Here is a 12,152-nt window from a genome sequence, read left to right as displayed (position 1 = left end):
AAGGGGTTTCTCAATCGATTTGGCTTTTTTGCTGATACAGCGGGATGTCTTCACCGATGATGTACTTGTTGCGCAGCATCGACGAGACCTTGTCCATGATCATCACCACCACCACCAGGATCAGGGTGATGAACATCACCACGTCCCAGTTCCACAGCCGCATATTCTCCGCATACACCAGGCCGATGCCGCCGGCGCCGACGAAGCCCAGCACCGCCGCTGAGCGGGTGTTGGACTCGATCTGGTACAGGCTGAGCGCCAGGAAGGTGGGGAACGACTGGGTGAAGATGCCGTAGCGGTGCTTCTGCAACCCGTTGGCGCCCACCGCCGTCAGGCCGCGGCTGGGGGACTTGTCCACCGCCTCATGGCCTTCGGCGTACAGTTTGCCCAGCAGCCCGACGTCCTGCATCACGATAGCCAACACCCCGGCCAGCGGCCCCATGCCGACGGCGCGCACGAAGATCAGCCCCCAGATCGCCATGTCGATGCCGCGCAGCACGTCCAGCAAGCGGCGCACCAGCACCGAAATCGGCCGCAGCAGCGGCGTCGACATCACGTTGCGCGCGGCGAAGAACGACAGCGGCAGCGCGATCAGCGACGCGGTAATGGTGCCGGCGAACACGATGGCGATGGTGATGCCGATCTGCTGGAAGTAGTACATGAACGGCCAATTGGCGAAGTCGTGCCAGACGAACATGCGCAGGAAATAACGCCCCAGCTGCTGGCAGCCGTTGATAAACTGCGGCCAGCTAATGCCGAAGACCAGGAAGAAGAACACGTAGTACAGCACGATCGCCAGCGCGATCAGGCCGACGGTGCGCAGGTAGCGCCCCTGCTGCGCGAAGATCGCCGGATGCTGCTGTTTCAACTGGCGCAGCGTTTCCGCCGATGCCGGAGTGCCCGCTATCATTTTGCCCCCTCCACCACACGCTTGCGCAGCTCGCCCGACACGTAGTCGAGCACGGAAACCACCACGATGATCAGCAGCAGCGTCATGCTGACCTGATCGTAGCGGTCGAGTTTAATGTTGGTCATCAGCTCCTGGCCGATGCCGCCCGCGCCCACCAGCCCCAAAATGGTCGACTGACGAAAGTTGATCTCCAGCCGCATGAAGCTGTAGGAGAGAAACACCGGCTTCACCTGCGGCCACAGGCCAAAGCGCATGCGCTGCAGCGGCGTGGCGCCGCAGGCCGCCAGCCCGCGCACCGGCTTGTTGGAGGCGGTTTCGATCGATTCGTAGAACAGCTTGGTCAGGCTGCCGATGGTGTGCAGCGCCAGCGCCAGGAAGCCGGGAATGGCGCCGATGCCGAACGCCATCACGAACATCACCGCCCACGCCAGCTCCGGCATGGTGCGCAAGAACGCCACCAGCGTGCGGATTGCCAGCCGCACCGAGCCCGGGGTATAGGTATTGCCGGCCGCCAGAAACGCCAGCACGGTCGCCACCAGCACCGAAAAAATGGTCGCCGCCAGCGCTAGCTGCAGGGTCTCCCAGATCAGCGGCAGCTGGATATTCAGGCGGTAACCCCAGTAGGCCAGCGAACCTTCGGTGCGCCCATCGGCGAACAGCAGGTGCCAGTGCAGCGTCGGAATGGTTTCGGCCAAGTAGTCGAAGAAGTGCGGAATAGACACCCAGACGGTGTGCAGGTTGAACTCGGCGAGGTTGCCGGCGCCCAGGTACAGCACCACCAGCCCGAGCGACCACAGCAGCGCTTCGCGTTTTTGCTTGCTGCGGATCCGTTGGTAATAGTGTGCGAAATCGGTATTCAAAGCAGGTCTTCCATCTTGATGGAACAAGGGGTTCAGCACGCTGAACCCCTTCATTCGGACGGCCGAGGCAGCCGGGAATTAACGGTCGCCTTTGGTCAGCTCGCGCTTCATATCGATGATGGTCTGGTATTCCGCCAGGGTGGTGTCGCCGATGTGCTGTTTGCCGCCCATCGCTTTGATAAAGCACTGGTGATCGTCTTTATCCAGCTTCTTGATGGCGGTGACCACTTTGGCTTTGAAGTCGGCCGGCAGCGAGTTGCTCACCAGGATCGGGCCGTTCGGGATCAGCGGCGACTGCCAGATGATGCGGATCTGTTTCATCAGGTCCGGGTGATCCATGCGGATCATGCGGGTGAACGCGCCGCTGGTGTAGCCGGTGTTGTAGTCGCCGATCATCGACGCCCAGGTCACCGCGCCTTCGAACTGGCCGTTCAGCACGCCAAGGATATCCTGCTCGTGGCCGCCGGAGAAGGTGACGCTGGAGAAGGTGTTGTTGTATTTGTTGTCGACCGTGCCGCCGAACAGCTTTTTAAACGCCTGATTCGGGATCAGGAAGCCGGAGGTGGAATCCGGATCGGCGAAGCCGATGGCCTTGCCCTTCAGATCTTCCAGTTTCTGGTACGGGCTGCCGGCCTTCACCACCACCACCGAGTGGTAGCCGCGCGACTGGTCGACGTCGTCGACCGCGATGCCAACGATGTCCACCGCTTTCGGATCCTTGATGTAGACCGAAGCGAATGACGACGGCGACATGCTCAGCACCAGGTCAATCTTGCCGCCCAGCAGGCCCTGGATCACACCGGAATAGTCGGACGAGTTGCGCAGCTTGGTATCGACATTCAGTTCCTTGTCCAGGAACTGCTTCACGCACTGGTTATCGCCGATCTGCTGGGTGGCGTTCTGGCCGCCGAGAATGCCCAGGTTCAGCTCTTTCGGCGCATCCGCTGCGGCAGCATTAAATACCATCATCGCGCCGGCCATCAGGGTGGTCAGACTCAATACTTTTTTCATTAGGTGTGCCTTGTGTGTAAAGGTAAAGGGTAAAGGTCAAAAGTGCTTCAATGGATCTGATTGGCTTCTTCGCCATACAGCTGGTGCAGGATCCGTTCGTTCAGTTGCGAAGGATGCCCGTCAAACACGATCTTCCCGTGGGCGATGCCGATCACCCGCGAGCAATACTCTTTCACCAGTTCGACCGAGTGCAGGTTCACCATCACCGCGATGCCGTCTTCGCTGATTTTCTGCAGCGCGTCCATGATGCGGCGGGTGTTTTTCGGATCGAGCGACGCGACCGGCTCATCGGCCAGCAGGATTTGCGGGTTTTGCATCAGCGCGCGGCAGATGGCGACGCGCTGCATCTGGCCGCCGGAGAGGTGCTCGGCGCGCTGCAGCGCGTGCGGCAGCATGTTGAGCCACTGCAACAGCTCGATGGCGCGAGCGCGGTCGGCGTCATCGAACAGTTTGAAGAAGGATTTCAGGGTGGAGGTGTGGCTCAGGCGCCCCAGCAGCACGTTGGTCATCACGTCCAGCCGCGGCACCAGGCAGAAGTCCTGGAAGATCATGCCGCAGCGCGCGCGCCATTGGCGCATCTGGCGGCCGGCAAGCTGGGCGATATCCTGCGCCACGCCATCGTCTTCGAAGTGCAGCATCTCGCCGCAGCTGGAAGGAATGGTGCCGTTGAGGGTATGCAGCAGCGTGGACTTGCCTGCGCCGGAGCGGCCGATCACCGCCACGAACTCGCCGGCGTGCAGATCGAAATTGATGTCATCCAGCACGCGCTGCTGCGCTTTATAGGCCTTGCCGAGTCCCTTTACCGATAATACTTTGCGGGATGCGGCGGCGTGCTGCCCTGGAAAGTCGTGCTGTGCCAATTTTAACAGTGCCTGAGCCATATGATTTCTCTGGTTTCAGTGGCTAATCATTATGGGCACCTATTAACGGATAAGTTTATGACAGTGGGATGATCGTTTTATGGCCGGGGCGTGACGCGTGCCGCCCCGGCGTGCGCATCATTCCAGGCTAAAGAAGTCCAGCCCCAGCGCCATCTTGACCTGCTGCAGCGTCTGCTGGCTGACCTGATGCGCGCGGCGGCTGCCGTGCTGCAGGATACGCGTTAGCTCGCCTTTATCGGCAATGAATTCGGCGCGGCGGGTGCGGATCGGCTCGAGCAGGCTCTGCAGGCAATCCTCCAGCAGCCGTTTGATTTTCACGTCCCCCAACCCGCCGCGCCGATAGTGCGCCTTCAGCTCCGCCACCAGTGCGGCGTCTTCGCAGAAGGCGTCCAGATAGGTGAACACCATGTTGCCCTCCACCCGGCCGGGATCGCTGACGTTGAGATGGCCAGGATCGGTGAACATGCTCATCACCGCCTTGTGAACCTCGTCGGCGCCGGCGCCAAGCGGGATGGCGTTGCCGCGCGATTTCGACATCTTGCCCTGCCCGTCCAGCCCCGGCAGACGCCCGACGTTGCTCAACAGCGGCTGACACTCCGTTAATATCGGTTGGCCAACGATGTGGTTGAAGCGCCGCACGATCTCGTTGGTTTGCTCCAGCATCGGCAGCTGATCCTCGCCGACCGGCACGTGGGTGGCGCCGAAGGCGGTGATGTCCGCCGCCTGGCTGACCGGATAGATCAGAAAACCGGCCGGCAGGCTGCGGGCGAAATCCTTCTCGGCGATTTCGTTTTTCACCGTCGGGTTGCGTTCCAGCCGCGCCACGCTGACCAGATTGAGGTAGTACATCGTCAGCTCGGCCAACGCCGGCAACGCCGACTGCAGGCAGATCGTGGTCTTGTGCGGATCGATGCCGACCGACAGATAGTCGGCCACGACGTTGAGCACGTTGGCGCTGATTTTTTGCGGGTTGTTGCCGTTGTCGGTCAGGCCCTGCAGATCCGCCACCATCACCGTTTGGTTATGCTGGTGCTGCAGTTCGACGCGTTGGCGCAGCGAGCCGACAAAGTGACCTAAATGCAGTGGGCCGGTAGCGCGATCGCCGGTAAGAATGGTGTAGCTCATGACAGTGCTCCTGAAGGTCTGTAGACCGCCGGATCAACGCCACAAAAGATAATGCCGCCAAACCGGCGGCATTAAAAAGAGATGTGAATACTCGTGCCGCCTCAGAAGAGGCGCCACCATGACTGATTGTGGGTGGAGTGCATCGATATATTCATGCCATCAAGGTATACCCGCAGCGGCAATGCGTCAATAGCCCGCCGCCGGCGCGTAAGACGGCGTTACACTCCAGCATTTGCGTTCCTGGCCCGGCGCGCTAGGGTAAAACCTTCAACCTGAAAAAGGAGCGCATGATGAAGATCGGATTTGCCGGACTGGGTGGGATGGGCAGCGCCATGGCAACTAACCTGGTGCAGGCGGGCTTCGCGTTGACGGTATGGAACCGCTCGCCGCAGGCGGCGCAGCCGCTGGTAAACGCCGGCGCGCGGCAGGCCGAACGGCCGGAGCAGTTGGCCGATGCCGACGTGCTGATCACCATGCTGGCCGACGATGCCGCCACGCAACAGGTGGTGGTGGACAGCGGATTGCTGCAGCGGATGAAACCGGGCGCGCTGCATATCAATATGGCGACCATCTCGGTCGAGCTCGCCAAACGCCTGACGACGCTGCATGCGGAACACGGCATCGGCTATCTCGCCGCACCGGTGCTGGGGCGGGTCGACGTGGCCGCCGCCGGCAAGCTGAATATTCTGGCGGCCGGCGATAGCGAACGGCTGAAGCAAGCGCAACCGCTGTTCGATGCCCTCGGCCAGAAAACCTGGCACTTCGGCGCCGACCCGGCGCAGGCCAACGTGGTCAAAATCGCCACCAACTTTACGCTGGCCAGCGCCATTGAAGCGATGGCGGAAGGCAGCGCGCTGGTGCGCAACTACGGCGTTTCCGGCGCCGACTACCTGCAGATGCTGAGCAGCACCGTCTTCGCCGCCCCGGCTTACCAGGGCTATGGTGCGCTGATCGCCGCCGAGAAGTATTCACCCGCCGGATTCCGGCTGGCGCTGGGGCTGAAGGACGTCGGGCTGGCGCTGGCCGCCGGCGCCGACAGCCATACGCCGATGCCGTTCGCCGGAGTGCTGAAGGACAACTTCCTCGACGCGATGGCGCAAGGGGATGCGGATCTGGACTGGGCCGCGCTGGCCAAGGTGGCGGCGCGGCGGGCGGGCCTGAAATAACGAACGGGGGCGCTGGCCCCCGTTTTCCGTTCTCAGAACACGATGTCCGCTGCGGGCACTGCGCGGATCGGCACGCCGAAGCTGTCGATATTCGACAGCGTCTCGTTATGGTGGGTACGGATCAGCAGGCCGTCGGCATAGGATTTGTCGTGGCAGGTGTGGGCATCCGCCGCCAGCGTCACCGGATAGCCGTGCGCCGCGGCGCTGCGCACCGTGGAATCTATGCAAAACGGCGTGGAGTAACCGCAAACCACCAACTGCGATACGCCGTTGGCGATCAGCAACGCGCCAAGCGAAGTGCGCAGGAACGAGTCCGGCGTGGTTTTATCCACCCGATGGTCGCTTGGCGCCACCTTCAGCGCCGCGAGCACTTGCCAGGCGGCGCTGCCGTGCGGCAGCTCGTCGTCCGGCGTATGGTGCTGAATGACGACAACCGGCACGCCCGCCCGGCGGGCGCGCTCGCTCAGCTGATTAATGCGCGTAACGGTGCCCGTGGCATCCGCCGGCGGCGGCGTAAACAATCCTTCCTGCACATCGATAATCAACAGCGCGGTGGTCATGGCGGCTCCCGAAGATTAAGCCGCGTCAGCACACCGGCTGGCGCGGGCGGAAAATATGATCGACGCCCTGCTCACGCAACCGGTTCACCAGATCGTGCCCGCCGTTCGGCGTGGCGTGCGCCAGCTGGCGCTCGGCGGTAAACACCGGGCTGGCCCAAAACAGGTTCACCGGGTCGCCGTACTGCTGCGGTAGAGTCAGGTGCGCGTGATGCGGGTAGAAGGACGACGATAAAATATAGCCCTCGTAGCCCAGCGGCGCCACGTCCGACTCCAGCGTATGCCCTTCGCCGATCCAGGTCAGCCGCGCCCAAGGCGCGTGCGCGAAACCGGCCAGCGCGCTGGCCATCTGCACCGCGTTGTCTTCGGTCATGTATTGGCTGTCGATGGCGATCGCCATCTCCATGCGGCGATAGCGCGAAGCCTCGTCGTTGAACAGAATCTCCACCCACGGCATCGGCCGAATGCTGACGCCCATGGTGAGGAAGTAATAGATGCCGTCGCGCTCGTGCTGGGTGATGGCCATCGGCGGCCACTTGCCCTGATCGATGGCGTAGTATTTTACCGAAGGGCCGAAATGCGGCTCATAGCGCGCCTGAAAATCGCGCTGCATCTTCGGCCACGGGTTGCCCTCTTCACGCTGCCAGCTGCGCCAAAACTGGCGGGTGCTTTCCGCCTGCGCATATTGCGTGTTGGTCGAGGCCGAGCCGAGCGGATAGGCCAACGGGCTCTCCTTGATGCAGCTGGCCGAATAGCACACCGAATGGTCGATATACAGGCTCCAACCGGGGATCACCGCCAGCAGCTGGCCGTAATACCACAGGGCCGCGCCGTCGTCGCTTTCGCTCCACACCACCATCAGCCCTTCCGGGTTCAGCGGCGCTTCCCCTTCCAGGTTGCGGCAAAATTCCGCCGCCAGCATCGGCGGTTGCCCCTGCTCCAGCGCGGCGCGGTCTTCCTGCAGCGGCGCGGCGGCCAGATTGCGCAGCCAGCAGGCGCGCACCTGATAGCGATCGCTGTAGGCTTCGGCGGGATAGATGTAAAAATAGGCTGCCCGGTGATCTTGCTGAACCACCGCGACCAGCGTCTGGTTCTCATTGCTGACTTCAGCAAGTACGTATGACTCGTTCATATCACCTCAATAGGGTCAGGGCGCGGCAGAATCGGCTGCGCGCAAAAAATGGAATGTGGCTTTGCCCTCAAGTGTAAAACGCATTACTGGCCGGATCACCCGTAAAAGTCTCAAAAACGGCCGTAAACGAAGATAAACAAAGGTTAATTATAGCGGCTGCGGCTCATGACGGCTGAGTGATGCGCCGCACCGCGCGCTGATAGGAACCGTTGCGCATCGACGCGCCCAGCACTTTGCCGAGGCCTGCAGCCCCCGTTCGCACCAACCGCCGCCGCAACGCGCCCGGATGAAAGCCGAACTGCCGCTGCGCCCAATCGGGCAACAGATCGATGCCCGCCTGCATCACCACCCCGCCGAGCGGGCGCGCCAACGCGCTCGGCGCCGGCGCCTTCAGCAGAATGCGCGCCACCTCTTGGGTGCGTTCGTCACAGACCAGCTGCGGCCGCATCGCCTGCAGATAGTCGTCTACCTCCGCGCAGGACTGAGGGATAGCTGTCGCCCCCAGCGCGGCGGCCACGCGCGCCGCTTCGCGGTAGTATTGATCCTGCAAATCGCGGGAAAGATGCGGGTTGCGGTAGCGCAGGTGGCTGGCCAGAAAACGGCTGCTCTCCGCCACGTGCACCCAGGTCAGCAGCGCCGGATCGCTGGCGGCATAGGGCGTGCCGTCGCTGCCGACGCCGGTCACCCGCAGGTGGATGGCTTTGACTTTGGCGATCAGCCGCTCCGCCTCGGCGGTCGGGCCGAAGGTGGTAACCGACACGAACTGGCTGGTGCGGCGCAGGCGGCCAATCATATCGTCGCGGAAGTTGGAGTGATCCCATACGCCGGCCAGCGCCAACGGGTGCAGCATTTGCAACAGCAAGGCGCTGACGCCGCCGCACAGCATCGGGGTGAAATCACGGTGTACCTGCCAGATGACCGACTGCGGGCCGAACAGCCCCGGATCGCCGGGCGGATTCTCAAAATCGACGCCGCCGAGCGCCAACCCGGTCAGGCTGAGCACCTGTTTTTCTATCGCTGCACGTACCGCTTCCATCCTGCCGCCCTCTTGCTCATTCAGCGGCCAGTGTATCACGCGGCGAGCGCCTCATTGCGCCCTGCGGCGGTTGAAAGCATTAACTTACTGAATTACAGTTGTTATACCGCTTGCAACCAGGCGGGCCTATTCGATCCACTGCAGAGGCGCTTTGCTGGGCGTTAACCCACGTTAATTCGGCACTAACCCCACAAAACCTCTATCTAGTTTCTTTTCCTTCAACTTAGATAGCAGAGAGTTCGATGATTACCATCAGAGCACGCGCGGCGGAAGACAACGCGCAATTGGCAGATATCTGGCTGCGTTCGGTGCGCGCCACTCACCACTTTTTAACCGAAGACAACATCGCACAGCTGTTCCCGCTGGTGCTGAACGACTACCTGCCGGCGGTCAACGTTTGGGTGGCCGAAGAGCGGCCGGGGCATCCCTGCGGCTTTATCGGTCTGAACGGCAACAAGGTGGAGATGCTGTTTATCGACGCCGATCAGCGCGGCAAAGGGGTGGGCAAAGCGCTGCTGACCCACGCGGAAACGCTGCACGATGAGCTGCAGCTGGACGTGAACGAGCAAAATCCGCAGGCCAGCGGCTTCTACCGCCACTACGGTTTTGTCATCACCGGCCGCTCGCCGCTCGACGGCCAGGGCAACCCGTTCCCGCTGCTGCACATGAAGCTGGAAAAACGCTAGCCCTCCACCGGCCGCCCAGCGGCCGGTTTTCTCCCCCCATGGCGCCCGCCGTTTAATATATCAAATCAGAATAAGTAATAGATTTTACATTCTTCCTGTCACTATCAACCCTCGGTAGGATTGCCCGGTATTCACCCGCAACAGAGGTTCCGTCCGCCACTTCCCGCCGGGTCGTGCCCCGCCGAAAAGCCGAACGATCCCTGTCCGGCGCAACGCGCTCCGGACGGAATGCTGTGATGTATCGATAAGGATCCGCTTCGTTATGATCGTTCTTTCGAACGTTTGCAAAACTTTTGACAGCGCACAGGGCCGCGTCGTGGCGGTAGACGACGTCAGTCTGGCGGTGGACGCCGGGCAAATTTACGGCATCATCGGCTACAGCGGCGCGGGCAAAAGCACGCTGATCCGCCTGCTCAACGGCCTGGAAACGCCCACCAGCGGCCGCATTGACGTGGGCGGTTTCGATATTGCCCGCGCCAAAGGCAGCCATCTGCGCCAGGCACGCCTGAAAATCAGCATGGTGTTCCAGCACTTCAACCTGCTGTGGTCGCGCACCGTCAGCCAGAATATCGCTTTTTCCATGCAGATCGCCGGCGTGCCCAAGGCGCAGATTGCGCCGCGCGTGGCGGAACTGATCGCGCTGGTCGGCCTGCAGGGGCGCGAAAACGCCTATCCGTCGCAGCTCAGCGGCGGCCAGAAACAGCGCGTCGGCATCGCCCGCGCGCTGGCCAATAACCCGAGCGTGCTGCTGTGCGACGAAGCCACCTCGGCGCTCGATCCGCAAACCACCGACGCCATTCTCGACCTGCTGCTGGACATCAATCGCCAGCTGAAATTGACCATCGTGCTGATCACCCACGAGATGCACGTGGTGCGCAAAATCTGCCACCGCGTGGCGGTAATGGAAAACGGCCGCATCGTCGAAGAAGGCCCGGTGCTTGACGTGTTCACCCGGCCACAACAGCCGATCACCCGGCAATTCGTCAAACAGGTGTCGCAGTATGCGGACACGGAAGAGAGCTTCAATCCGCTGCTCACCGCTCATCTGCCGGGGGCGATTTTCAAGCTGACCTTCGTGGGCGTGCAAACCCATCAGGCGGTGATCTCCGAAGTGATCCGGCGCTACGCCCTGACCGTCAACATTCTGCACGGCAAGATCAGCCACACCCTCAACGGTTCGTTCGGCGAACTGTACATTCACGCCGAAGGCAACGAACAACAAGTCGCCGACATGCTCAGCCTGCTGCACGAAAGAGATATCGCCGTCGAGGTTATCCAACATGATTGAATCCCTGTTCCCCCACCTGCGTCTGGACCAACTGTGGGACGCCACCTGGGAAACGCTGTACATGACCGGCATCGCCGGTTTGGCCACGCTGGTGCTGGGCATCGTGCTCGGCGTGCTGCTGTTTTTAACCTCGAAGGGCCAGCTGCTGCAGAACCGGGCTGTCTACTCGCTGATCTCCGTACTGGTCAACGTCTTCCGCTCCATTCCGTTCATCATTCTGATCGTGCTGCTGATCCCGTTCACCAAATCGCTGATCGGCACCATTCTCGGCGCGGACGCTGCCCTGCCGGCGCTGATCGTTGGCGCGGCGCCGTTCTACGCCCGGTTGGTGGAGATCGCGCTGCGCGAGGTCGACAAAGGGGTAATCGAAGCGGCGCGGTCGATGGGCGCCAAAAACCGCACCCTGATTTTCCGCGTATTGCTGCCGGAGAGTTCCCCGGCGCTGGTTTCCGGCATCACCGTCACCCTGATCGCGCTGGTGAGCTACACCGCGATGGCCGGGGTGATCGGCGCCGGTGGCCTGGGCAACCTGGCCTATCTGGAAGGCTTCCAACGCAACCACAGTGACGTGACGCTGGTGGCGACGCTGACGATTCTGCTGATCGTTTTCGTCATTCAGTTCATTGGCGACACCCTGACAAGAACGCTCGATAAACGTTAATTAACCAAGGAAAACGATGATGAAAAAGCACTTACTGATGTTGGCTTTCGCCTCTGTCGCCACCCTCGCCTCTTACGGCGCCGCCGCGGCGACCAAGCTGGTGGTCGGCGCCTCCAACGTGCCGCACGCCGAGATCCTCGAACAGGCCAAACCGATACTGGCGAAGGAAGGCATCGATCTGCAGATCAAGCGCTTCCAGGATTACATTCTGCCGAACACCGCCTTGGCCAGCCACGACATCGACGCCAACTACTTCCAGCACGTGCCTTACCTGAACTCGGTGCTGAAAGACCACGCCGACGACAAGAGCTACGACTTCGTCAGCGCCGGCGCGATCCATATTGAGCCTATCGGCATCTACTCGAAGAAGTACAAGAGCCTGAAAGATCTGCCGGAAAACGGCAAAATCATCATGCGCGACGCGGTGGCGGAAGAAGGCCGCATCCTGTCAATTTTTGAGCAGCAAGGCGTGATCAAGCTGAAGCCAGGGGTGAGCAAGGTGGACGCGCGCATCACCGACGTGGTGGAAAACCCGAAACACCTGAAGTTCCAGGCGAACGTTGAAGGCGCGCTGCTGCCGCAGATGTACAACAACAACGAAGGTGACGCGGTGGTGATCAACGCCAACTACGCCATCGACGCCGGGCTGAATCCGACCAAGGATCCGATCGCGGTCGAAAGCGGCGAAAACAACCCGTACGCCAACATCATCACCGTGCACAAAGCCGACGTGAACAAGCCGGAGATCGTGGCGCTGGTGAAAGTGCTGCACTCCAAGCCGATTCAGGACTTTATCCGCGAGAAGTACCAGGGCGCGGTGATCCCGGTCAATCAGTAGT

13 protein-coding genes are annotated in these 12,152 nt (G+C 61.5%); 5 read left to right on the top strand and 8 right to left on the bottom strand.

Going from position 1 to position 12,152, the window contains the following annotated elements; genetic code table 11:
- Positions 1–10 precede the first annotated feature (10 nt).
- The 5 genes from phnE (GUC32_RS06585) to trpS all read right to left on the bottom strand — a co-directional run bounded on the left by phnE (GUC32_RS06585) (position 11) and on the right by trpS (position 4,787).
- Positions 11–910 (bottom strand): phosphonate ABC transporter, permease protein PhnE, encoded by a 900-nt coding sequence (phnE, locus tag GUC32_RS06585; protein WP_025302015.1) that lies wholly within the window; start codon positions 908–910, stop codon positions 11–13.
- Positions 907–1,770: a phosphonate ABC transporter, permease protein PhnE gene (phnE, locus tag GUC32_RS06580; RefSeq protein WP_369435627.1), complete on the bottom strand. Its 864-nt coding sequence runs from the start codon at positions 1,768–1,770 to the stop codon at positions 907–909. The genes phnE (GUC32_RS06585) and phnE (GUC32_RS06580) overlap by 4 nt, the downstream gene beginning before the upstream one ends.
- 78 nt (positions 1,771–1,848) lie before the next feature.
- Complete coding sequence (gene phnD / locus GUC32_RS06575; RefSeq protein ID WP_025302014.1) at positions 1,849–2,781, bottom strand: phosphonate ABC transporter substrate-binding protein; 933 nt, start codon at positions 2,779–2,781, stop codon at positions 1,849–1,851.
- Positions 2,782–2,828: 47 nt separating this feature from the next.
- Positions 2,829–3,662: a phosphonate ABC transporter ATP-binding protein gene (phnC, locus tag GUC32_RS06570; protein WP_019454697.1), complete on the bottom strand. Its 834-nt coding sequence runs from the start codon at positions 3,660–3,662 to the stop codon at positions 2,829–2,831.
- A gap of 117 nt (positions 3,663–3,779) precedes the next feature.
- Positions 3,780–4,787 (bottom strand): tryptophan--tRNA ligase, encoded by a 1,008-nt coding sequence (trpS, locus tag GUC32_RS06565; protein ID WP_369435626.1) that lies wholly within the window; start codon positions 4,785–4,787, stop codon positions 3,780–3,782.
- 290 nt (positions 4,788–5,077) lie between these two features.
- On the opposite strand from trpS, the gene GUC32_RS06560 reads away from it, so the two are divergent.
- Positions 5,078–5,953: an NAD(P)-dependent oxidoreductase gene (locus GUC32_RS06560; RefSeq protein ID WP_369435773.1), complete on the top strand. Its 876-nt coding sequence runs from the start codon at positions 5,078–5,080 to the stop codon at positions 5,951–5,953.
- A 32-nt stretch (positions 5,954–5,985) separates the two neighbouring features.
- Here the strand turns inward: GUC32_RS06560 and GUC32_RS06555 are convergent, their stop codons facing one another.
- From GUC32_RS06555 to GUC32_RS06545, 3 genes are all read right to left on the bottom strand, one after another.
- Complete coding sequence (locus GUC32_RS06555; protein WP_043136914.1) at positions 5,986–6,513, bottom strand: cysteine hydrolase family protein; 528 nt, start codon at positions 6,511–6,513, stop codon at positions 5,986–5,988.
- A 25-nt stretch (positions 6,514–6,538) separates the two neighbouring features.
- The gene (locus GUC32_RS06550) at positions 6,539–7,642 is read right to left on the bottom strand and encodes a suppressor of fused domain protein (protein ID WP_025302009.1); all 1,104 of its coding nucleotides are present in this window, start codon (positions 7,640–7,642) and stop codon (positions 6,539–6,541) included.
- 163 nt (positions 7,643–7,805) lie between these two features.
- The gene (locus GUC32_RS06545) at positions 7,806–8,678 is read right to left on the bottom strand and encodes an oxygenase MpaB family protein (RefSeq protein WP_033652666.1); all 873 of its coding nucleotides are present in this window, start codon (positions 8,676–8,678) and stop codon (positions 7,806–7,808) included.
- Between the two features lie 242 nt (positions 8,679–8,920).
- Here GUC32_RS06545 and GUC32_RS06540 point away from each other — a divergent pair, with 242 nt between their 5' ends.
- The 4 genes from GUC32_RS06540 (at position 8,921) to GUC32_RS06525 (ending at position 12,151) form a co-directional block, all read left to right on the top strand.
- Entirely contained in the window at positions 8,921–9,364 is a 444-nt protein-coding gene (locus GUC32_RS06540) for an acetyltransferase (RefSeq protein ID WP_016928596.1), read from the top strand.
- Positions 9,365–9,626: 262 nt separating this feature from the next.
- Positions 9,627–10,652 carry a methionine ABC transporter ATP-binding protein gene (locus tag GUC32_RS06535; RefSeq protein WP_025302007.1) on the top strand — a complete coding sequence of 342 codons (1,026 nt, stop codon included), beginning with the start codon at positions 9,627–9,629 and terminating at the stop codon, positions 10,650–10,652.
- Positions 10,645–11,313, top strand: a complete 669-nt coding sequence (locus GUC32_RS06530; protein ID WP_004939505.1) for a methionine ABC transporter permease — start codon at positions 10,645–10,647, stop codon at positions 11,311–11,313. Before GUC32_RS06535 ends, GUC32_RS06530 begins: the two co-directional genes overlap by 8 nt.
- A gap of 19 nt (positions 11,314–11,332) precedes the next feature.
- Positions 11,333–12,151, top strand: coding sequence for a MetQ/NlpA family ABC transporter substrate-binding protein (locus GUC32_RS06525; RefSeq protein ID WP_043136906.1), 819 nt, complete (start codon positions 11,333–11,335; stop codon positions 12,149–12,151).
- Position 12,152 lies beyond the last annotated feature (1 nt).

This window comes from Serratia sp. NGAS9 (assembly GCF_009905295.1).
Taxonomy (GTDB): Bacteria; Pseudomonadota; Gammaproteobacteria; order Enterobacterales; family Enterobacteriaceae; genus Serratia; species Serratia bockelmannii.
Note: the sequence above shows the minus strand (reverse complement) of the source record. Positions and strands in the feature narration are given on the sequence as shown.